Annotated in this window: 20 protein-coding genes; 4 read left to right on the top strand and 16 right to left on the bottom strand. The window is 68.6% G+C overall.

Translation table 11 applies throughout. The annotated features are described in order from the left end of the window. The first annotated feature begins 99 nt into the window (after window positions 1-99). Complete coding sequence (locus EUC46_RS02295) at window positions 100-735, top strand: O-methyltransferase (protein WP_128772604.1); 636 nt, start codon at window positions 100-102, stop codon at window positions 733-735. A gap of 297 nt (window positions 736-1,032) precedes the next feature. Here EUC46_RS02295 and EUC46_RS02290 read toward each other — a convergent pair whose 3' ends face one another. The 3 genes from EUC46_RS02290 to dapE all read right to left on the bottom strand — a co-directional run bounded on the left by EUC46_RS02290 (window position 1,033) and on the right by dapE (window position 3,581). Then, window positions 1,033-1,200, bottom strand: coding sequence for a DUF3117 domain-containing protein (locus EUC46_RS02290; protein ID WP_128772589.1), 168 nt, complete (start codon window positions 1,198-1,200; stop codon window positions 1,033-1,035). A 210-nt stretch (window positions 1,201-1,410) separates the two neighbouring features. Then, the gene (locus EUC46_RS02285) at window positions 1,411-2,184 is read right to left on the bottom strand and encodes an LOG family protein (RefSeq protein WP_128772588.1); all 774 of its coding nucleotides are present in this window, start codon (window positions 2,182-2,184) and stop codon (window positions 1,411-1,413) included. Window positions 2,185-2,402: 218 nt separating this feature from the next. Then, the gene (dapE, locus tag EUC46_RS02280) at window positions 2,403-3,581 is read right to left on the bottom strand and encodes a succinyl-diaminopimelate desuccinylase (protein ID WP_128772587.1); all 1,179 of its coding nucleotides are present in this window, start codon (window positions 3,579-3,581) and stop codon (window positions 2,403-2,405) included. 179 nt (window positions 3,582-3,760) lie between these two features. Between dapE and EUC46_RS02275 the strand changes: the two genes are divergently transcribed. Beyond that, on the top strand, window positions 3,761-5,506 hold the full coding sequence (locus tag EUC46_RS02275; RefSeq protein ID WP_128772586.1) for a phospho-sugar mutase: 1,746 nt from the start codon (window positions 3,761-3,763) through the stop codon (window positions 5,504-5,506). A 118-nt stretch (window positions 5,507-5,624) separates the two neighbouring features. Here EUC46_RS02275 and EUC46_RS02270 read toward each other — a convergent pair whose 3' ends face one another. From EUC46_RS02270 to EUC46_RS02210, 13 genes are all read right to left on the bottom strand, one after another. Further along, complete coding sequence (locus EUC46_RS02270; protein ID WP_241655344.1) at window positions 5,625-6,488, bottom strand: metal ABC transporter permease; 864 nt, start codon at window positions 6,486-6,488, stop codon at window positions 5,625-5,627. Next, window positions 6,485-7,243: a metal ABC transporter ATP-binding protein gene (locus EUC46_RS02265; protein ID WP_128772585.1), complete on the bottom strand. Its 759-nt coding sequence runs from the start codon at window positions 7,241-7,243 to the stop codon at window positions 6,485-6,487. The genes EUC46_RS02270 and EUC46_RS02265 overlap by 4 nt, the downstream gene beginning before the upstream one ends. Beyond that, window positions 7,243-8,178, bottom strand: a complete 936-nt coding sequence (locus EUC46_RS02260) for a metal ABC transporter substrate-binding protein (RefSeq protein WP_128772584.1) — start codon at window positions 8,176-8,178, stop codon at window positions 7,243-7,245. Before EUC46_RS02260 ends, EUC46_RS02265 begins: the two co-directional genes overlap by 1 nt. A gap of 59 nt (window positions 8,179-8,237) precedes the next feature. Next, entirely contained in the window at window positions 8,238-8,891 is a 654-nt protein-coding gene (gene deoC / locus EUC46_RS02255; protein ID WP_128772583.1) for a deoxyribose-phosphate aldolase, read from the bottom strand. A gap of 74 nt (window positions 8,892-8,965) precedes the next feature. Continuing rightward, entirely contained in the window at window positions 8,966-9,691 is a 726-nt protein-coding gene (locus tag EUC46_RS02250) for a hypothetical protein (protein WP_128772582.1), read from the bottom strand. Window positions 9,692-9,888: 197 nt separating this feature from the next. Next, on the bottom strand, window positions 9,889-11,217 hold the full coding sequence (locus tag EUC46_RS02245; RefSeq protein WP_128772581.1) for a thymidine phosphorylase: 1,329 nt from the start codon (window positions 11,215-11,217) through the stop codon (window positions 9,889-9,891). Between the two features lie 137 nt (window positions 11,218-11,354). Beyond that, window positions 11,355-11,762, bottom strand: coding sequence for a cytidine deaminase (locus tag EUC46_RS02240; RefSeq protein WP_277750464.1), 408 nt, complete (start codon window positions 11,760-11,762; stop codon window positions 11,355-11,357). A gap of 68 nt (window positions 11,763-11,830) precedes the next feature. Then, window positions 11,831-13,120 carry an ABC transporter permease gene (locus EUC46_RS02235; RefSeq protein WP_128772580.1) on the bottom strand — a complete coding sequence of 430 codons (1,290 nt, stop codon included), beginning with the start codon at window positions 13,118-13,120 and terminating at the stop codon, window positions 11,831-11,833. After that, the gene (locus EUC46_RS02230) at window positions 13,117-14,367 is read right to left on the bottom strand and encodes an ABC transporter permease (RefSeq protein ID WP_421701073.1); all 1,251 of its coding nucleotides are present in this window, start codon (window positions 14,365-14,367) and stop codon (window positions 13,117-13,119) included. Before EUC46_RS02230 ends, EUC46_RS02235 begins: the two co-directional genes overlap by 4 nt. Before the next feature lie 80 nt (window positions 14,368-14,447). After that, window positions 14,448-16,022: an ABC transporter ATP-binding protein gene (locus tag EUC46_RS02225; protein WP_128772578.1), complete on the bottom strand. Its 1,575-nt coding sequence runs from the start codon at window positions 16,020-16,022 to the stop codon at window positions 14,448-14,450. Window positions 16,023-16,239: 217 nt separating this feature from the next. Further along, window positions 16,240-17,319: a BMP family lipoprotein gene (locus EUC46_RS02220; RefSeq protein ID WP_206645862.1), complete on the bottom strand. Its 1,080-nt coding sequence runs from the start codon at window positions 17,317-17,319 to the stop codon at window positions 16,240-16,242. A gap of 215 nt (window positions 17,320-17,534) precedes the next feature. Continuing rightward, window positions 17,535-18,680 carry a mannose-1-phosphate guanylyltransferase gene (locus EUC46_RS02215; RefSeq protein ID WP_128772576.1) on the bottom strand — a complete coding sequence of 382 codons (1,146 nt, stop codon included), beginning with the start codon at window positions 18,678-18,680 and terminating at the stop codon, window positions 17,535-17,537. A gap of 124 nt (window positions 18,681-18,804) precedes the next feature. Next, entirely contained in the window at window positions 18,805-19,389 is a 585-nt protein-coding gene (locus EUC46_RS02210) for a 2'-5' RNA ligase family protein (RefSeq protein ID WP_128772575.1), read from the bottom strand. A gap of 202 nt (window positions 19,390-19,591) precedes the next feature. Here EUC46_RS02210 and EUC46_RS02205 point away from each other — a divergent pair, with 202 nt between their 5' ends. Both EUC46_RS02205 and galK read left to right on the top strand, forming a co-directional pair. After that, window positions 19,592-20,410 carry a DeoR/GlpR family DNA-binding transcription regulator gene (locus tag EUC46_RS02205; RefSeq protein WP_128772574.1) on the top strand — a complete coding sequence of 273 codons (819 nt, stop codon included), beginning with the start codon at window positions 19,592-19,594 and terminating at the stop codon, window positions 20,408-20,410. A gap of 114 nt (window positions 20,411-20,524) precedes the next feature. Continuing rightward, window positions 20,525-21,802: a galactokinase gene (gene galK, locus EUC46_RS02200; protein ID WP_128772573.1), complete on the top strand. Its 1,278-nt coding sequence runs from the start codon at window positions 20,525-20,527 to the stop codon at window positions 21,800-21,802. Window positions 21,803-21,970 lie beyond the last annotated feature (168 nt).

Below are 21,970 nucleotides of genomic sequence, written 5' to 3'. Positions count from 1 at the left end.
GATCGCTACTGACGGTGCTCCCGGCTGCACGGGCGACCTGGAACAATGGGGGCCGGCACGGCACCCGGGCGGGCGCAGGCGACGTGGAAAGGTCACATGGTGAGTGCGGACAAGACCCTGAGCTGGTCCTACACGGAGGAGTTCCTCACGGAGGACGAGCCCACGGCACAGGCGCGGATGCGCGGGATGGAGCTGGGCATTTCACCGGTCTCACCGGGCACCGGCGCCGCGCTGCGGGTGCTGGCCGCCTCGGTGGGGGCGAAGTCCGTCGCCGAGATCGGCACGGGCACAGGGGTCTCCGGGCTGTGGCTACTCGGGGGCATGGGCGGTGACGGCGTACTCACCACCATTGACATTGAGCCCGAACTCCAGTTGGAGGCTCGCCGCGCCTTCGACGCCGCCGGCTACGCCTCCTCGCGGATCCGCGTCATTCGGGGGCGGGCCTCGGATGTCATGCCGCGCATGGCCTCGCGCTCCTACGACATGGTGGTCCTCGACGTGCCCCCGGAGGAGGCGGCGGGCCTGATCGGCGGAGCTGTACGAATGCTGCGGGTCGGTGGAGTACTGGCGGTGACACGCGCCCTGTGGAACGACCATGTTGCCGACCCCGCCCGCCGCGACCCGGTGACGGTGACAGCCCGCGAGCTGGGGAAGTTCCTGCGCGACGCCGAGGGACTGCTCACAGCCCTGCTGCCGGTGGGTGACGGCCTCCTGGTGACCGTGCGCCAGTCCTGAGACGCCCGCGGCCAATCCAAGCCCAGCGTCCAATGCCGCACTCACCGCACTGCGCTGCCCGCGCACCGGCACCGGGCGCGCCGGCCCCACAGGTCACTGACCTGTGGGAATCACTACTGCCCGCGCGCCAGGACCGGGCATTCGCGCCGGGACCGGGCATTGAGGGGGCGAACGCCGCCGGAGCCGTTCTACCGCCAATGCGCGCAAGGACCAGGCACCCCCACCTTCGGGGAACCTGGTCCTCGTACCCGCTGTACTCGCGCGCGCTCCGGCCTCACCGCCAGGAGGCGTGGCGTCTTAGATCTTCACGGTGGCTAGGGCGTCACCAAGCGCCTTGACCTCGTCCGGGGTGATCTCGACGACCAGGCGACCGCCACCCTCAAGAGGCACTCGCATAATGATGGAGCGGCCTTCCTTGACGACCTCGAGCGGCCCGTCACCGGTCCTGGGCTTCATGGCAGCCATGTGCTCCCCTTTCGTTGAATTCGCGCGGGTCTTCACCGCCCTGCCACCCGCATTCTACGGCATGGGCGCGAACTGTACGACAGGAGAGTGGCGCAGTCCACGCACACGCCGGAACCTGTCGCAAGCCAGCACGAGAGCGCGCCGCGGACCGGGTCTGAGCTGAATGATCCGCCGTGCGCCCAAGAACCCCGAACGGGTTGGTCGGGCTCTTCAGCGGTTGACGGCCCTGGCGGCCAGGGCGGCCTCGTCCGCACGCATCTTCTTGGCGCCCGAGACGACGTAGTCCAGAGCCTCCTGAACAGTGTCGGTGACGTAGAAGAGGCCGGCATCCTCGGGTGAGATGGTTCCGGTCTCGATCATGGTTGCACGGATCCAGCCGGCCAGGCCGCCCCAGAAGTCCTGCCCGACGAGCACCACTGGGAAGCTGGACACCTTGTGGGTCTGGACCAAGGTGAGCGCTTCAAAGAGCTCGTCAAGGGTGCCGAAGCCTCCCGGCATAACCACGAAGCCGTCGGAGTACTTCAAAAACATGGTCTTGCGGGCGAAGAAGTAACGGAAATGCACTCCCAGGTCGACGAACTCGTTCATGCCCTGCTCGTGCGGCAACTCAATGCCCAGGCCTACCGACACGCCCCCGGCCTGGTGAGCCCCCTTATTGGCGGCCTCCATCATTCCGGGCCCGCCACCGGTAATGACGGCGTAGCCCGAGCGCGCCAGTCCGGCACCGACCTGCTCGGCCAGGGCGTAGGCGGGGTCCTCACGCCGGGTGCGGGCCGAGCCGAAGACGCTAATGGCGGGGCCGAGTTCGGCCAGGGCGCCGAAGCCCTCGACGAACTCGGCCTGGATGCGCAGTACCCGCCAGGGGTCGGCGTGGAGCCATTCGGCGCCGTCATGGGTCAGGAGCCGGGCGTCCGTGGTCTGCTCGGGGATCTGGGTGCCGCGCAGCAGCACCGGCCCCCTGCGGTAGGACTCACGTGGATTCATGGGCACATCATGCGGGTTCGGCAGCACTCGCGCGCCAGAACAAACAGCCATGGCGCCTGAGTGCGGTGAGAGTCACGCCGAGGCGGCGGTCGCTCCAGGCCGGGCAAAGACCGTGCCTCCCCCGCCCGCGCGGGGTCGACCCGTAGGTGACCCGGGCGTCCGGGTAGCGGGCGGTGCCTACCCCGCCCGCGCGGGGTCGACGCCATTGGTGCGCCGTCTCACGTCAACCATTCGCGCAGAATCTCGGTGACGGCCTGGATCTGGGCCACTGGGCAGTGCTCGTCATCGGTGTGGCAGAGCATGGGGTCGCCAGGGCCCAGGTTGACCGCGGGGATGCCCACGGCAGAGAAACGGGCGACATCGGTCCAGCCGTATTTCGGACCCACTCCTCCCCCACGGGTGCGCACCGCCGCAAGGAGTTCAACGGCCAGAGGCGAGTCCAGGCCGGGGCGGGCCGCCTCGCACAGGTCGTCGATATGGACGTCGACCGTGCCGGCACCGGCCGCGATCACGGGCGGAGCCTCCCCAACCGCCGCGGTGGCCCCGACCCTGGCCCCCTGCCCGGCCAGGATCCGCAGAGCGCGATCCAGGGCCTGCTCGGCACTCAGGTCCGGGGCGAAGCGGTAGTTAACGGTTAGCTTGCAGCGGTCGGGCACAGTGTTGGTGGCGATGCCCGCCTCGATGGCGACCACGGAGAAGCTCTCGCGGAACACGAGGCCCTCGACCTCCACGTCACGCATCGGGGCAGTGTCGACGCGCTCAATGAGGGGCGCAGCGGCGTGGACGGCGTTGACGCCCCGCCAGGCGCGGGCCGAATGGGTGGCGGTGCCGTGGACGGTGAGGATCAGGCGCAAGGTGCCGTTGCAGCCGCCCTCAATGGCTCCGCCGGTGGGCTCACCGAGGATGGCGGCGTCGGCCGCTAGCCACTGGGGGTGGGATTTAAGCGTTCGGCCCAGCCCGTTGAGGTCGCTGGTGACCTCTTCGTTGTCGTAGAACACCCAGGTGACGTCGCGCCGTGGAGCGCTCAGGGTGGCGGCCAGGTGGAGGCCGACGGCGACCCCGCTTTTCATGTCGACGCTGCCGCGCCCCCACAGAACCCGTTCGCCGTTGCGCTCCTGGATGCGGCCGGGAAGGTTATTGGTGCGCGGAGACACTGGAACGGTGTCAAGGTGCCCGGCCACGACAACCCGTTCAGGGCGGTTCAGATTGGTGCGGGCGACCACCGTGTTGCCGTGGCGCAGAACCTCCAGGTGGGGGTGGGCGGCGAGTGCCTTCTGGACGGCGTCGGCCAGGGGGGCCTCGGCGCCGGAGACCGAGGGGATGGAGACCAGGGCCAGGGCCAGGTCGACGACGTCGCCGCTGAGGTCGGGCAAAACCGGCGTGGTGGGCTCGCTCATGGGCCCAGGGTAGGCGGCGCCTGGCCGAGACCGGCGGCCTCGCTGGCGGGACCGCGAACCAGGGGCGCCTCGATGGGCTTTCCAGCCATGCTCACCGCAACACACCTGTGTCGAGTGCCACCCATGAGTGTCATCACTCTTCAGGTCACCATAGGCGTTCGGAAGGTACCGTCACGGCCATGACCCCCACCTCCTCCGATCTCGACATTGCTGCCGTGACTGCCTGGATCGCCGAGGATCCGGACCCCGCAACGCGTACTGAGCTCAGTGGGCTCATGGCCCGCCACGACAAGGGCGACGCCTCTGCTACAGCGGCCCTGACCGACGCCTTTAATGGCACCCTCACCTTCGGCACCGCGGGGCTGCGTGGGCGCCTGGGGGGCGGTCCCAACCGCATGAACCGCGCCGTCGTCATCCGTGCAGCCGCCGGGTTGTCCTCCTACCTGCGCCAGACCCTGGGCAGAGGATTCACCGTCGTCATCGGCTACGACGCCCGCCACAACTCCGAGCAGTTCGCCCGCGACACCGCCGCCGTTGTCACCGGGGCCGGCGGGCAGGCTCTCCTTTTTGAGAAGCACTGCCCCACCCCGGTGCTCGCCTTCGCCCTGCGCCGGCTGGACGCCGACGCCGGCGTCATGGTGACCGCCTCCCACAACCCTCCGCAGGACAACGGTTACAAGGTGTACCTCGGCGGGCGGGCCGTGACCGACTCGGGTCAGGGCGCCCAGATCGTGCCCCCCTTCGACGCCGCCATTGCCCACGCCATTGCCGCTGTCGGCCCTCTGGCGAGCGTACCCATGGCCGACTCGGGATGGCAGATCCTGGGCAACGCGATCCGTGAGGAGTATTTGGAGAGGGCTGCACTGTCCGCGCGCATGGGTGCTGCCGCCCCGCTGCGAATCGTGCTGACCGCCATGCACGGTGTGGGTGGGCCCATGTGCCGCGAAGCACTGACGCGTGCCGGTTTCGAGGACATTGTGGTGGTCCCCGAGCAGTTCGAGCCTGACCCGGACTTTCCCACGGTGGCCTTCCCCAACCCTGAGGAGCCCGGCGCGCTGGACCTGTCCTTCGCCCTGGCCCGTCAGGTCGACGCCGATCTAGTTATTGCCAACGACCCTGACGCCGATCGCTGCGCGGTAGCCATTCCCGACCCGCACGCGGTCGGCGGTTGGCTTCAGCTCACCGGCGACCAGGTAGGGGCCCTGCTGGGCGAGCAGGCTGCCGAGCTGGCCGCCTTCACTGGCACCGGCGTCCTGGCGAACTCGATTGTCTCCTCCCGCCTGCTGCGCCGTATCGCCCAGTCCCACGGCCTGGAGTACCGGCGCACCTTGACTGGTTTTAAGTGGATCTCGCGAGTACCGGACCTGGTCTTCGGCTATGAGGAAGCCCTGGGCTACTGCGTGGACCCGGCCATGGTGCGCGACAAGGACGGAATCTCGGCGGCTGTGCGCATGGCGGTGCTGGCCAGCGTGCTCAAGCAGCAGGGTCGTAGCGTCTTGGAGCTCATGGACCGCCTGGCCCGCACACACGGCCTGCACGCCACCAGCCCCGTAAGCATGCGCGTGGACGACCTGTCCCTCATTACCAAGACCATGGAGCGCCTGCGCTCCGGCAGCGCTCCGACCCACCTGGCCGGATCCCCGGTGGTCAAGACCCTTGACCTGCTCGACGGCGCCTCGGACGGCAATGGCGGTACGCTTCCGGCCACCGATGGCCTGGTGTGGACAACAGCGGCTAATGACCGGGTGGTGGTGCGCCCCTCGGGCACCGAGCCCAAGCTCAAATGCTATTGCGAAGTCATTGTCCCGGTGGGGGCCGATCCGGTGGAGCTGGCCCGCCGTACGGCCGCCGACCGGCTCGAGGCCATCAAGACCGATTTGCGTACGATTCTCAGCCTGCCCGCCGCCCGGTCCTCATCAATGTGAAGCGGAATGCGGGAGGGGGTTGACCGTAGCCGGCCCCCTCCCCTCCCGCACCCCGCTGTCAGTCTCAGTCAGTCTTCAGCCTTGCTTCAGGCTTGGCGGGCGGGACAGGCGACCAGCCTCATGCGGAGCGACGGCGCCGGCGCCGCCAGGCGCGCGGCACCACGCCGTGGCGCGGAGAGCCCAGGTAGGCGGCGGCGAAGACCAGCGCTTGACACACCACGATCCAGCCCGCCGCCGAGGCATTGGTCCAGTAAGCGATGTAAAGGCCGGTAACAGTTGAGACCGTGGCCAGCACCGGCGCAATGAGCAGCATCCGCCCCATGCGCTCGGTGAGCAGGTAGGCGGTGGTGCCGGGGATGACGAGCATCGCCACCACCAGGATGACACCGACCACTTGCAGCGCCACAATCGTGGTCAGTGCCAGCGCCAAGAGCAGCAGAGCGCTAATCCGCCCGGGCCGCAGCCCAATGGCGTGGGCGTGGGTGCGGTCGAAGGCCAGCAGGGTGAGATCCTTGCGGCGCGCCAGGAGCACGCCGGCCACCACCACGGCCAAGCACAGGACCATGAGACGATCCGTGGGCGAGATGCCCAGGACATTGCCGAAAATAATGGAGTTCAGGTCCGTGTTCGAGGGGTAGCGGGACTTCAGAATGAGGCCGACGGCGAAGAATGCGGTAAAGACCACGCCAATGGCGGCGTCGCCTTTGACCCGGCTGGTGTCGCGCACTGTGCCGATGAGGGCGACGGCAATCAGGCCGAAGGCCAGCGCCCCCAGGGTGAAAGGCAAGCCGAACATGTAGGCCAGGACCACTCCGGGCAAGACGGCGTGAGAGATTGCGTCACCCAGGAGGGACCAGCCGATGAGCACAATCCAACATGACAGCAGCGCACAGACGATGGCCGCCGCCGTGGCCACAAGGAAGGCGTTGACCATAAAGGTGTAGGCGAAGGGCTCGGTCAGAAGCTCGATAATGCCGTTCACCGTAGGGCCGCCTCTCCGCCGGCTCGGTCAACACCGAAGGCGCTGGCAATGGTCTCAGGGGTCAGGACCTGCGCACTCGGTCCGCTCGCCACCACCGAGCAGCGCAGGAGGACCACGTCGTCGGCCAACTCGCGCAAGGAGGCCAAGTCGTGGGTGGACAGCAGAATGGCACAGCCCTCCGCGGCCAGCTCACGGAGCAGAACGGTAATGGCGGCCTCGCTGGTGCGGTCCACGCCCGCGAAGGGCTCGTCGAGGAGCAGCAATCGGGCGCCCTGCGCAATGCCGCGGGCGAGGAAGGCGCGTTTGCGCTGCCCGCCGGACAGGGCCCCGATCTGCCGGTCAGCCAGCTCCACTAAGCCGGTGCGCTCCAGGGAGGCGGCAACGGCGTCCCGATCCGCAGGGGACGGGCGCCGTAGGACGCCCATGCGGCCGTAGCGGCCAGTCATGACCACCTCGCGCACGGTAATGGGGAAGTCTCGGTCAATGGCGTCGTCCTGGGGGACATAGCCGACCAGGCCGCGGCGCCTGGCCGCCTCCGACGAGCCGCCGTCAATGGTGACACTGCCCTCATCCAGGGGCAGCAGCCCCATAACGGCCTTGAAGAGGGTGGACTTGCCTGAGCCATTGGTGCCGGCCAGGGCGCATACGCGCCCGGCGGGGAGGGTCAGGCTCACGGCGTCAAGGGCCAGGAGGGTGCCGTATCGGACTGAAACGCCGTCGACTAACAGCATGGGCGCAGGCCGGGTGGGGGTCATCACTGAGTCTCGCCAGTTAGTGCCGCAGCGATGGTGGTGGTGTCGTAGCGGATGAGCTCAAGGTAGGTGGGAGCCTCGCCGTCAGCAGCGGTCAAGGAGTCGACGTAGAGGGTCCCACCGTAGACCGCCCCCGTCTCGGCGGCGACCTGCTGCATGGCCTTGTTGTTGACCGTGGACTCGCAGAAGACGGCGGGGACATTGTTGGAGCGAACCAGGTCCACCGTGTTGGCGACCTGTTGCGGGGTGCCCTCGTTCTCGGCGTTGACGGGCCACAGGTAGCCCTCAGTGAGCCCGGCGTCCTGGGCAAGGTAGGAGAAGGCCCCCTCGCAGGTGACGAGGACGCGCTGGCTCTCGGGCAGCGCGGACAGGGAGGTGGTCAGCTCAGTCTTGACGGTCTCGAGTTCGGCCTTGTAGGCGGTGGCGTTGGCCTCGAAGTCGGCGGCATGGTCGGGGTCGAGGTCGCTGAAGGCGGTGACCAGGACATCGACGTAGGACTGGACGTTGGTGGGGCTCATCCAGGCGTGCGGGTTGGGCTGACCGGCGTAGGCGTCTGAGGCGATGAGGATGGGGGTCACCCCCTCACTGAGGGTGACCGTGGGAGCGTCAGAATGCGCGGTGAACTGTTCGAACCAGCGCTCCAGCCCCAATCCGTTGGCAACGATGAGGTCGGCGTCAGCAGCGGCCTTAATGTCGTCGGGAGTCGGCTCATAGTCGTGGATCTCGGCGCCGGGCTTAGTGATTGAGCGGACATCGAGGTGATCGCCGGCAACGACTCGAGCGATGTCGGCGATCACGGTGAAGGTAGTCAGCACCACCGGCCGTCCATCAGCGGAGGTGGGACGGCCCGCCGCGCAGGCCGACATGAGCGGCAGTGCGAGGAGCAGGGCCGACAGCACGGCGATGGGACGCCGGAGGAAGGCAGGAACAGTTCTCATGAGCCCATCATAGTTTCGGGCATCCGAAACTATGCAAGTCGAATGGGCCCGCGATGCGCTCAGGCGCCCAGGCCCTCCAGCACCGCAGCGGAGGCGGACAGCCCCAGGCGGTTGGCGCCGGCCTCCACCATGGCCAGGGCGTCAGCGGCGGTCCGAATGCCCCCGGAGGCCTTGACTCCCAGGCGGTCCCCCACAGTGGCGCGCATGAGGGCGACAGCATGGGTGGAGGCCCCGCCGGCGGGGTGGAAACCGGTGGAGGTCTTAACGAAGTCCCCGCCAGCGGCCTCAACGGCGTGGCAGCAGGCGACAATCTCCTTGTCGCTCAGGGCGGCGGACTCAATAATGACCTTGAGCGCGGCTCTGCCACAGGCCTCTTTGACGGCGCGGATATCAGCCTCGACCTTCTCAAAGCGCCCTTCTTTGACCAGGCCGAGGTCGACGACCATGTCGACCTCATCGGCGCCCTTGGCGACGGCGTCGGCGGCCTCAGCAGCTTTAACGGCGGTGGCGTGGGCTCCGGAGGGGAAGCCGCAGACGGTGGCCACCGCCAGGCCCGCGGGCACCTCTATCGGCAGCCGACTGGGTGAGACGCACACGGAGAAGGTGCCCAGGGCGACCGCCTCAGAGATGAGAGCGGCGACCTGTTCACCAGTGGCCTCCGGCTTGAGCAGGGTGTGGTCAATAAGACGGGCAATGTCAGCACGGGCAGCCATAATGCTCCTTTCGGGCGACCACAGGCCGGGCCGCCGCATTGGCGAACGGGTACGGGCAGCCTACGCCGGCCCGGTCAGGATCGCCCGGTGGGGGCGATCAGGGCCAGGACGCGCGGCCAGTAGCCCAACTCACGGGGGCCGGCGCCGTGGTTACCGCGGACGGCGAGCAGGTCCAGGGGGCGGACGCCGCCGCTGCTCGGCTCGTAAATGTAGACGCGCCCCGCCCCCGGATCGGTACGCCCCAGGAGCGTCCAGGGCACGGCCAAGACGTAGTGACGGGGCACGGCGGGAGCTCGTGCCGCCACGTCGCGCAGGCGCCGGCCGAACGCGCCGCGCGCCCCTACGGGCGGGATCAGGGGCCCTCCGGTGAGCAGGAGAACCGGGTGCCCCCGGGCCAGATGGGCTCGGCACTCCTCAACGGCGCTCCCCCAGGGCGCCCCCTGGTCGCGCACCATTGCGACACCATACCGACCGATCCAGCCCATGGCCCGCGCCACGGACCAGGGCGTTGACCCCAGCGCCCGGGGCCAGGGCAGGGGCCCCAGGCCCCGACGGTTCATGGCGGTCTGGAGGCTGCGCTGTAGAGCCGCCACGCGGTCGGCCAGGGCCCTGCCTGTCCGCCCGGGCGCGGCCGAGGCCGCAGCGGCGCGCAGGAGGCGGCCGGGCGCGGCCTCCTGCAGGAGGAGGCGCGCGGCCAGCACGCAGGTGGCCCCACAGGTGGTGGCGTCGCACTGGGTGATGGTCAGCCCGCCCAGGCGCAGTCGCGAATTGGCCACCGTCAGGGGGTGCGATGGGGTCATGGACCGAGCCTAATGGGACCCTCACCCGGGTGGACCCCGACCTCGATACTCGGCCCGGGCCGCCCGGCCGGCCCGGGGCTCAGGGCACCGAAGTACTCCGCTTCCAGGCGGCCCCGGTAGCCCGACGACCGGCACTTGGCGCGCCCGGACAGCCCGTCCGCCCCCAATGCGCCTGACCGGCCTCGGGGAGTGTGGTGTCAGTCCAGGCGCTCCAAGATGACCCCGGCCCGGCGCCTGGCGCGCGCCTCCTCCGCCTCCTCGGTCGTCTCATGGTCAATCTCTATGGCTCCGACCAGGGCCTCCAGGGCCCGGTCGAAACGCTCGGGGGTGGCGGTGTGGAGTGTGAGCAGCGGCTGCCCGGAGCGCACGGTCTCCCCCGGCTTGGCGTGCAGCTCGACACCCGCCACGGCCTGCACCGGGTCCTCCTTGCGGGCCCGGCCCGCCCCGAGCCGCCAGGTGGCCACCCCCACGGCCAGGGCGTCCAGGCGCGTGAGTACGCCGTCGTCCGGCGCGGTGACGACCTCGGTGTGTTGGGCCACCGGCAGGGGCGAGTCAAGGTCCCCGTCCTGGCGGCGGATCATGGCGCGCCACACGTCCATGGCGCGCCCATCGGCCAGGGCCGCCCTCAACTCCTCGGGGCCAACGGGCCGCCCGACGGCGGCGAGCATCTCGGCGGCCAGGGCTACGGTGAGCTCAACGACATCCTCGGGCCCTCCGCCGGACAGCACCTCCAGGGCCTCGCGCACCTCCAGGGCGTTGCCCGCGGTGAGCCCCAGGGGGGTGGACATGTCGGTGAGGAATGCCCGGGTGACCATTCCGGCGTCGGTGCCCAAGTCCACCATGGTGGTGGCGAGCTCGCGAGCCTGGTCGAGGTCCTTCATAAAGGCCCCTGAACCGACCTTGACATCCAGGACCAGGGCGCTGGCGCCCTCAGCAATCTTCTTGCTCATAATGGAAGAGGCGATGAGCGGCACGCAGCTGACAGTGGCGGTGGTGTCACGCAGGGCGTAAAGCTTGCGGTCGGCCGGGGCCAGCCCGGCCCCAGCGGCGCAGATGACGGCACCGGGGCCCTGGGGCCCGAGAATAGTCATGATCTCGTCGTTGCTCAGTTCGGCCCGCCAGCTGGGAATGGCCTCGAGCTTGTCCAGGGTGCCGCCGGTGTGGCCCAGGCCCCGCCCCGAGAGCTGGGGGACGGCAACGCCGAAGGCGGCCACCAGTGGGGCCAGTGCCAGCGTGACCTTGTCCCCCACGCCGCCGGTGGAATGCTTGTCCACCGTGGGACACCCCAGGGAGGAGAAGTCCATGCGCTCCCCGGAGCGGATCATGGCATCCGTCCAGCGGGCAGTCTCGGCGCGGTCCATGCCATTGAGGTAGATGGCCATGGCCAGGGCGCTCATCTGCTCCTCGGCGACCACTCCGCGCGTATAGGCGTCAATGACCCAGTCGATCTGGTCATCGGTAAGACGTTCACGGTCGCGTTTGGCAGCGATAACGTCGACGGCGTCGAAGGGCTCGGGCTGAATCATGACGTTCTCCAGGTGTTCTGGTCGATACGGTAATGGGCCTGCTGGGCGCACGTGGCCGGTGCGGGCCTGCGGCCGGGGGCACGCCAGTGGCTCCTCAGGGTCGGGCGGTGGGCAGTGGACGGGCGGAGGCCATCATCTCAGGTGGCGAGGTCGGCCGGCCCGAAACGTCCGGGCAGGACCTCGTCAATGGTCTGAATGCCCTCAGGCATGGCCAGCAGCATGCCGGGGGCAGCGTGCTCGGAGATGACTTGGCGGCAGCGCCCGCAGGGCGAGCAGGCCCGCCCGCTGCCGTCGACGCAGGCGAAGGCGACTAAGCGCCCCCCACCGGTGCGGATGAGCTCACTGATCATGCCGCACTCGGCGCACAGGGTGGCCCCGTAGGCGGCGTTCTCCACATTGCAGCCTGAGACCAGGCGCCCGTCCTCATTCAGACCCGCGGCTCCCACCTTGAAGTGGGAGTAAGGGGCGTAGGCCCGGTCCATGGCCTCAATGGCCAGACGGCGCAGCGCCTGCCAGTGGGCGGGACCCACATTGGCGGGGTCCAGGGGCGCAAAGGCCGTTCCCGCCGCTGTTGGCCCGCACACCGAATTGGCGGGCTCTTCTGGTGCCTTGCTCACGGGTAGGGCACTCCCTCCGCTGCGGGTGCGCGGACCCTGCCCACAAAGCCGGCGATTGCCAGAATGGTGACCACGTAGGGGATCATAAGAACGATCTGGCTGGGCATGGGCGAGCCAATGATGGACAGGGTGTAACCCAGATTCATGGCGAAGCCGAAGAGCAGGGCCGCGGCCACCCCGCCAATGGGGCTCCAGCCGCCCAGGATCATGGCGGCCAGGGCGATGTAGCCGTTGCCCGAGGCCATGTCCTTGGTAAAGGCCAGGCCGTGGCCAATGGTGAAGAAGGCCCCGCCCAGGCCCGCTAGCGCCCCACCGAGGATGGCGTTGTTAACGCGGGTGCGGAAGACGTTGATCCCCACGGTGTCGGCGGCCTTGGGGTGCTCGCCGCAGGCCCGCATGCGCAAGCCCCAGCGAGAATGGAACATCATGTACTGCAGCACAATGACGACGACATACATAATGTAGACCAAGATCGTTTGACGGAAGAGCACCGGTCCGATCAGGGGAATCCGGGAAAGGATCGGGATGTCAATGGCCGGCAAGGAGACGCCGGAATTCAGGGCGGCCCGGGACTCCTTGCTGGCGTTCAGGACCGTACTGTAGAAGAAGTTGGTCAAACCCAGGACCAGAACGTTAAGAACGACGCCCACAATGATCTGGTCGACCCGGTACTTCAGTCCGAAGAGGACCAGCCCCAGGGAGACCAGGACTCCCGCCAGAGGCGCGGCCACGAGCCCTACCCAGGCCGAGCCCGCCAGCGAGGCGACGACGGCGCCCAGGAAGGCGCCCAGAAGGAGCTGGCCCTCAATGGCGATATTGATGGTTCCCGAGTGCTCGCCAACACTCCCGGCCAAGGACCCGAAGATGAGGGGGACCGACAGGGACAGGGCGCCGGCCAGTAGGGTGACCAGGGGGATAACGGTGGAGCCGCGCCCGGCCCCGGCCCAGGTGAGGAAGGCCAGGACAAAACCCACCCCGACCAGGGCGTGGAGCCACGTGCCCGGCAGGCGGCGGGTCCAGCTGAGCCGGCCGGCCCACACGGTTGCGGCCAATAGCAGCACGGTGAGCAGACCGGTCAGGCCCGCGGCGGGCACTGTCACGGCGGGGATAATGATGAAATCCTTGGAGGTGGACAGGGAGAAGGTGGTTGTTCCCGAACAGGTCATGGTCAGCACGGCGGCCAGGAGAGCCGCCGCGCCATAGGAGACGACCGCCTTGAGGGGTGCAGGGGCTTTGACCCCCACGACGGATGCGTCAGATACGTCGGTGGTCGTTGCGGCGCTCATGCCTGTGCCTCCTTGACAGCCGTAGCGGTGGCCCGACGACGGCGCGGGGCTCCGGGCTCGGGCAGGTGGAACATTGCGCGCACCAACGGGGGCGCAGCAATGAACAGGACAATGGTGGACTGGAGGACCAGAACAATGTCGATGGGAGTCGAGGTGGCGGTCTGCATGAGGGTTCCCCCGGCCTTGAGCGCCCCGAAGAGGATGCCGGCGGCGACCACACCACCGGGGCGCGACTTGCCCAGCAGGGCCACGGTAATCGCGTCGAAACCGTAGGAGCCGGCAATACCACTGGTCAGGAAGCGCTCGGTGCCCAGGGTCGGGGCGCTTCCGGCCAGGCCGCACAGGGCACCGGAGACGATCATGGCCAGGACCGTCACTTTGGCCACCGAAATGCCGGCGGTGCGGGCCGCTGCCGGGTTGAGGCCCACGGCCCGGAATTCGAAGCCGATGGAGGAGCGCTCCAGCAGCCACCATACGGCGGCGGCGGCGGCCAGGGCGACGAGGAAGCCCGCGTGGAGGCGGAATCCCGAGCCCAGGAGCAGGGGGTAGGCGGCGGTGTCGGCGACATGCTGGGACTTGGGGTTGGTGTTGCCTTGACCAATGACAACAGGGAGGGTCAAAACGTAGGCAATGAGTAGGGCGGCGATGGAGTTGAGCATAATGGTCACAATCACCTCGTTGGCCCCGGCCTTGGCCTTGAGGACGCCGGCAATGGCCGCCCAGGCGGCCCCGCCCACGGCGGCGCCCAGGACCGCCAGGACCATGTGGATGCCCGGCAGGTTGAAGGCGAACCCGACGGTGGCCCCGCCCACGAAGGCGCCCAGGAGCATCAGGACCAGGTAGGTGCCCGTCAACAGGTTGAAAGCGAACCCGATGAAGGAGGAGACGATGGCGCCAAGCACTACCTGGCCCTGGCCTCCGATATTGAAGAGGCCGGCGCGGAAGGCTACGGCCATGCCCAGGCCCGCCAAGATGAGCGGCACGGAATTAGTGAGGGTCTCGGTGAGGGGCCGCCACATGCGGGCGGCCGAGGCCGCCTGCCAGTCGACGATTGAGCCGCGGATCATGGCCACGTAGGGATCGAAGAGTACGTGGAGAAGGTCGGCGGGGCGGGCGAAGAAGTAGGAGGAGGTGGCGGCGACCTCGTCACTCTTGGCAATGGCGATGAGGATGACGCCAACCAGGAGGGCGACCAGGACGGCCAGTACCGACACCAGCCAGGAGCCGGAGATGAGCCTGTGGGTCAGTGAGCGCTGGGGCTCCTTGGGCGGGGCCGGGTCGGTGGGGGGCGCGGCAGGTTCCTGAGCCGTGCCGGTGCTGTTTGTACTCACTGCTCCTCCTTGGCCTGCTCGTCGGCCTCGCCGAGGAGCGTGGTGTGCTCGGTCGCCTGGGCGCGCGCCTCAGACAAGGGGACGCCCGCCATCATGAGGCCCAGGACGTCGCGGGGGGTTCCGGCGGGGACAATGCCGACAATGCGGCCCCGGTACATGACGGCAATGCGGTCCGCCAGGGCGATAACCTCATCGAGTTCGCTGGAGATGATGAGGACGGCGGTCCCGGCGTCGCGTTCGGCGACGATTCGCTTGTGGACGAATTCAATAGAGCCCACGTCCAGCCCGCGGGTGGGCTGGGAGGCCACGAGCAGGTCGAGGTCGCGGGAGATTTCGCGGGCCAGGACCACCTTCTGCTGGTTCCCCCCTGAGAGGGTGGAAATGGGGTCGGAGACGTCGGTGACGCGAATGTCGTACTCGGCAACCTTGTCCAGGGCGTTGGCGCGCACCTTCCTGGGGTCCAGGCTGGGGCCGCGCCCGAAACGAGGGTCATCGTTAATGTCGAGAATGAGGTTCTCAGCAATGGAGAACCCGGCGATCATGCCATCGGTGGAGCGGTCCTCGGGGACGAAGCCGAGCCCTGAGTGCAGGCGCTGGCGCACGCTCATGGAAGCCAGGTTCCGACCGGACAGGATCATGGTGCCGGTGGTGGGGGCCTCAATACCGAGAAGGCACTCGGCGAGCTCGGTCTGGCCGTTGCCCTGGACCCCGGCAACGGCCAGAACCTCACCGGAGTGGACGGTTAGGTTGATGCGGTCTAGGGCCAGGGCCCCACCGGGGGCGACCAGGGAGAGGTCGTGAACGCTGAGGACCGGGTGCGCGGCCTTGGCGGGGTCCTTGTCGACAGTAAGGTTGACGGCGCGCCCCACCATGAGGGAGGCCAGCTCGGTCTCGGTGGAGCTCGGTGAGGCCTCGCCCACGACGCGCCCGCGCCGGATGACGGTGATCTTGTCGGCGATGGCGCGCACCTCGCGGAGCTTGTGGGTGATAAAGACAATGGAGGTCCCTGAGGCCTTCAGGCCGCGCATGATCTCAATGAGTTCGTCGGTCTCCTGGGGGGTGAGCACGGCGGTGGGCTCGTCAAGGATGAGAACCTTGGCGTCCCGGGAGAGGGCCTTAATGATCTCCACGCGCTGCTGAACGCCCACGGGCAGGTCCTCAATACGGGCCTCAGGGTCGACGTCGAAACCGAAGCGCGCCGAGATTTCGGTGACCTTGGCGGCCGCGGCCTTGGCGTCAATGACCCCCAGGGCGCCTGTGGGCTCATATCCCAGGGCAACAGACTCGGCGACAGTGAAGACCGGCACGAGCATGAAGTGTTGGTGGACCATCCCAATTCCCCGGGCGACGGCGTCGCCGGGCCCGGAGAAATGGACGGGCTCGTCATCGAGAAGAATCTCACCCTCATCGGGCCGGTAGAGCCCGTAAAGCACGTTCATGAGGGTGGACTTGCCGGCGCCGTTCTCGCCCAGGAGGGCGTGGATCTGGCCCGGCTCGACCGTGAGGTCGATGTGGTCGTTGGCCATGAGCGGTCCGAAAACCTTCGTGATCCCGCGTAATTGGAGTCTCACAGTCCTTGGTCTCTCTATCGCGTTCTGGGTTGCGCCTGTGCCGCCCGGGGCATCGTAGGCCGGAATGACAGCGCCGCCGCCCCGGGGCGGGGGACGACGGCGCTGCGATAGCGGGGTGGGGCTTGCGAGGCGGCGTTGTGGGCCGCCTCGGGCGCCCGACCCGGGTGTCACACGCCGTGGTGGATGACTCGCGGGGGGCCATCCACCACGCTGTCAGTTAGTTGGTGGGGTCGTAGGGCGTGGTGACGGTCAGGGTGCCGTTGGCGATCTGCGTCTGGAGCTCGACGACCTTGTCCTTGAGGTCCTGAGGCACGGAGGCGTCCAGGTCGTGGTAGGGGGCCAGGCCCACGCCCTCATTGGCCAGGGTGCCAATGTAGGAGTCAGAGGTGAAGTTGCCCTCGGAGGCGGCCTTGACAGTGTCGTAGACCGCGACGTCGATCTCCTTCATGACCGAGGTCAGAATGTGGGAGTCGCCGGTGGTCAGGAAACCGTCGGAGTCGACCCAGATGACTTTAATGTCCGCCCCATTGGAGGCGGCGGCGACGGCCGAGAGGGTGCCGGAGCCGACCGGTCCGGCCACCGGCATAATGACGTCGGCGCCTTGGGCGATAAAGCCCTCGGTGAGAGTCTGGCCCTTGTCAGTGGAAGAGAAGTCGCCCACGAAGGAGCCGGTCTTGGTTTCGGAGTTCCACCCCAGGACCTCGACGCTGGTGCCATTGTCCTCGTTGTACTTGGCCACGCCCTGGGCGAATCCCTCCATAAAGATCTGAACAGTGGGAATCTCCATGCCGCCGTAGGTGGCGACCTTACCGGAGGCGGACGTGCCCGCGGCCACATAGCCGGCAAGATAGGCGGCTTCAGCGGTGTTGAAGATCAGCGGGCGGCCGTTGTCGATCTCGACAACGGCGCCGGAGTTGTCGGTGAAGGCGGAGTCCACCAGGGCGAACTGGATGTCGGGGTGGGCCTTGGCCGAGTCGGTCAGGACGGTGGCGAGCTTGAAACCGACGCCAATAATGAGGTTGCAGCCGTCTTGGACCATGGCGTCAACGTTGGTTTGGTAGTCGGAGTCGGACTTGGACTCGGCCTTATTGATCTGGACGCCCAGCTCGGTCTTGGCGCGCTCCAGGCCCTCCATACCGGACTGGTTGAAGGACTGGTCGTCGAAGCCGCCCTCGTCAGAGACCATGCAGGCCTTGAAATCGGCGGTACCACCAGTGTCGGTGGGGGCGGAGCCGCAAGCGGCCAGGCCCAGGGCGGCAGCCAAACTCAGGGCTATTGCGGGGAGGAACTTCTTCACGGTGTGACTCCAGTTGTCAGCGGTGCGTGGGGCGGACCGGCGTTGGTCGTGCACATCAAGGGTAGCGGCATAGGCGCCCAACGTCATCAGACATCACGCGCGGAACACGCCGTGTCATCTGGACCACTTCGCACGGCTTGAGGCATCCGCTGGCGTTGTGAGGCTCCCACTGGTGCGCACCAGCGGCGCTCCACCGGGTGCGCCCCGGGCCCCTGCTAGAGCAGAGCGTCGCGGCCCTGGGCCGTGAGGCGGTCAACGACGCCCTTGACCTCCTGGGCGTGCCGGGGGGTGGTCACCAAGAGGGCGTCCGGAGTGTCGACAACCACGACCCCCGGCACCCCCAGGAGTGTCACCCTCCGGCCCGTGGTCGAGGCCACCAGGGCGCCGCGGCTGGCGACTGCCTCGACATCGGCGGCCACTCCGCCCCGAGCTGCGTCGTCGAGCACGGACACGCCCGCGGCCGTCCCGGTGTGTCGGGGTGCGACCAGTTCCGCCAGGGCGTCGAAGCCGCCGACGTCGTCCCACCCCATGGAGGCCGGAACCACGGCCACTCCCCCAGCGGCGGCGACCGGCTCCGCAATGGCGTGGTCAATGGCGATCTTCTCCAGGGAGGGCCACGTGGCAGTCAGGACCTCCTCGCGCGCGGAGGTGTCCCAAGCGCTCGCAATGCGTTGCAGGCCGGCGGCCAGGGCGGGCCTTTGGGCGGCGAGGTGCTCCAGGAGAACGCCTGCGCGCGCCACAAACATGCCGGCGTTCCAGCGGTAATCGCCAGTGGCCAGGTAGGCGGCGGCAGTGGCGGCGTCGGGCTTCTCCGTAAAATCCAGAACACGCCTCCCCTGCGGTGCGCCCTGGACGCCCAGGAGCTCACCGGTGTGGATGTAGCCGAAGGCGGTGGAGGGCCCGGTGGCCTCAATACCAATGGTCGCCACCCAGCCTTTCTGCGCCAAGGCGGCGGCCTGGCGGACGGCGGCGATGAAGGCGGACTCGTCGCTAATGGTGTGGTCGGCGGCGAAGGAGCCCACAATGGCATCATGCCCGTGGCGGGCGGCAATAATCGCCGCCGCCAGCCCAATGGCGGCCATGGAGTCGCGCGGGGCCGGCTCAGCTAGAAGATTCTCCCTGGGCACGCCGGGGAGCTGGTCGGCCACGGCGGCGAGGTGGGCGGTCCCCGTGACAATGGTTGTCGTGGCGGCCACCGGTGCCAGACGCTCAACGGTGCCTTGGATGAGGGTGCGTCCGGCCCCGGTGAGGTCCAAGAGGAACTTGGGATGGTCGCGCCGACTCAGCGGCCACAGGCGGGTGCCCGCTCCGCCTGCGGGGATAATGGCATGGACCAGTTGTGGGGAGGCGCTGTTAATCATCGCCCCAGGTTAATGTCTTCGCTCGTGAGCCCGTCTCGACCCGCGTCCTGCGTACTGACGCTGAGGCCGGGAGCGAGCAGGCGAGCATCCATGGGGCTGTTCGGGTTGGGGGCTGTTCGGGTTGTTATGGTGCGCCTGTCGCGACGCGCTTCTTCGGGGTGTCCAGGCCTGCGAGTTCGGGGGCCTCCAGGAGCATCCAGGCGCCGTCCTCAGCCAGAAGGTGAAGATGGACATTCTGGGCGATGAAGACCGCATCAATGGCCGAGCCCTCCTGGGCGGCGGCATCCAGGGCATCGTCACTAACCCCCTGGGCGAGGGTGACGTGAGGATGGAAGGGGAAGCGCGGTGGGCGATGCAGAGGACCCTCCTGGCTGCGCACGCGCCGGTGGAGCTCGTCGCACTGCTCAGCCCCGGAGGCGACGACCAGGTAGGTCACCGGGCTGACGGGGCGGAAGCTCTCGGTGCCGGCCATGTGCAGGCGGATGGGGGCGGTGCGGGCGGCGACCCGTCTGAGGTGGGTGCGCAAGTCTTCCAGGCAGTCGCGTTCAATGAGGGTCGGGGGCACGATCGTCACGTGCGGGGCGATGTGGTCTGCGAAGGGGTCTCCAGCGCGGCTGCGCACGCGCGTGACCTGGGCGGCCCAGGGCTCGGGCAGGGGGATGGTAATCCCAATGACGCACTCCGAGGACCTGGCCACGGGAACGTCCATCTGTGCTCCTCAGGGATGCGGGAAGGGATCCGCGAGCGCGGTGCGCGGGCTCGGCGGTGGCGCGCCTCCGCGTGCGCGCGGGGCAACGATACCGTGCCGCCTGCTCAGACCCGGTCACGGCCGGCATTGGATAGCACACAGAGGAATTGTTCGACTCTGAGCGACCCTGTTCGAAGGTGAGAATTTCTGGCAGAATAAGTGCATGTCCTCCACCGCGCCGCCCCGTCTGGCCCGTCAGCGTCAGGAGTTCATTCTGGCGCGTATCGCCGCCACTGGCGGGGTGCGCGTGGCCGAGGTCGTCGACGCCCTGGGCATCTCCGAGATGACGGTGCGCCGGGACATTACCGAGCTCGTCGCCCAGGGACTGGTCGAGCGCGTTCATGGGGGCGCCGTCGCCGCTGGACCAGCCGCCCTGGAGCCCCGTTTCACGACGAAGTCCACCCAGCACCAGGACGCCAAGCGCCGCATTGGCGCCACCGCTGCCGGCCTGGTGCGCCCCGGGGACGCCCTGGCACTCTCCGCGGGCACCACCACCTTGGAGGTAGCGCGGGCGGTGGCCGCACTACCGCACCTGGGCACCCTGACCATTATCACCAACTCCCTGCCCGCCGCCGAGCTCCTGTTCGAGGCCGCAGACGCCATCCGTTCCGATGGCCGCCCCGCCCCCTCGGTGATCCTCACCGGGGGCGAACTCACCATCTCACGGGCGCTGGTGGGACTAGTGGCCATTGACACCCTCAAGACGATGCGCGTGGAGTGGGTGTTCGTTGGCGCCCATGGCTTCACCCCCGAGGCGGGGCTCATGACCCCTAACCTCCTGGAAGCGGCCACCAACCAGGCGCTGGTGGCCAGCGGACGCACAGTTGTTGCCGTCCTGGACTCCTCGAAGTGGGAGATACTGGGCCTGCGCTCCTTCTGCCCCACTGACTCCCTGGGGATCCTGGTCACCGACCTCCAACCTGACGAGTCCACCACGGCCGCCCTGGACGAGGCCGGCGCCACCCTCCTCCTGGCACGCTAAGAGCATCCACCGCCTGCCGCAGTCAACCGTTCACCGAAACCCGCATCCAGCCGCAACCAACATCCACATCCGACCAGGCCTCTGCGACACACCGCCCTCACCTTAGGAGCCACCATGACCCCCGTCCGCCCCGTCTTCACCCCCCACCTGCCCCCTGCCGAGGCCATGGCCGCGTCCACCGGACTCTTCCGCACCGCCTTCGGCGCCGAGCCCGCCGGCGTGTGGTACGCCCCCGGGCGCGTCAACGTCATTGGCGAGCACACCGACTACAACGGGGGCCTGGCTCTGCCCATTGCCCTGCCCCATCGCGCCCACGTGGCGCTGGCCCCCCGAGCAGACCGGACCATCCGGCTCGTCTCCTCCCAGGATCCCACCCGGATCGAGACCCTCGACTTGGACCAGATCGGCCCCAGGGGCTCCGCCGGCGAAGTCACCCACTGGGGCGCTTACATCGCCGGAGTGGCCTGGGCGCTGGAGCGCGACGGGCTGGGACCGCTGCCCGGATTCGACGCCGCCCTGGTTTCCTGCGTGCCACTGGGCGGGGGCCTGTCCTCCTCGGCAGCACTGGAATGCGCTACGGCGGTGGCCCTGGACGAAGTGGCATCCCTGGGCCTGGCCGGCACTGTCGCCCAGCCCAACGACGCCGGACGCGCCCGCCTGGTGGCCTGCTGCGTGAGTGCGGAGAACGAGATCGCAGGCGCTCCGACCGGAGGCATGGACCAGTCCGCTTCCCTGCGCTGCCGCGCCGGGCACGCCCTGGAGCTGAACTGCCGCGATGGCTCTGTGAGGCACGTCCCCTTTGACCTGGCGGGCCAGGGCCTGGCACTGCTGGTCATTGACACCAAGGCCCCGCATTCCCTGGTTGACGGCCAGTACGGCGCGCGCCGCGCCGCCTGCGAGACCTCGGCCCGGATTCTGGGCGTCGAGCTCCTGGCCGACATTGACGCCGATGACCTCCCCGCCCGCCTGAAGGAACTGGAGGCCAGTGGCCAGGGCGACGCCCAGGTCCTGGTGCGCCGTACTCGCCATGTCGTCACCGAGATCGCCCGCACCATTGAGCTGGTCGCCCTGCTCCAGGACGGGCGACCGCTGGCCGGGGACAAGCTTGCCCGCGCTGGGGCCCTCATGGACGCCTCCCACGAATCCTTGCGAGTGGACTACGAGGTCACCTGTCCCGAACTGGACCTGGCGGTAGAGACGGCACGTGCCGCGGGAGCGCACGGGGCCCGTATGACGGGTGGGGGCTTCGGCGGCAGCGCCATCGCCCTGGTAGACGCCCAGGACATTGAGAAGGTGGCCCATGCCGTCGCCACCGCCTACGAGCACGAGGGCTTCGGCGCCCCCGCGTTCCTGGACGCCGCCCCCAGCGCACCGGCGGGCCGCCTGGCCTGAGGCACAGGCTCACCGGGCGGTCCCGCCCCACCCCCACCAGGCTCGGCCAGGCTCCACCAGCCCGCACGAACGCCCGACCCGAAGGGCCGACGGCCGCGCCGCCAGGACCGCGCAGTCCGGGGCGGGGGGGCGGCTGTAACGCGAAAAAACCTTTTGAAGGCCATGGGG

It is taken from the genome of Actinomyces oricola (assembly GCF_004104015.1).
GTDB classification, from domain to species: Bacteria; Actinomycetota; Actinomycetes; order Actinomycetales; family Actinomycetaceae; genus Actinomyces; species Actinomyces oricola.
This window is presented reverse-complemented; position numbering and strand designations above follow the sequence as displayed.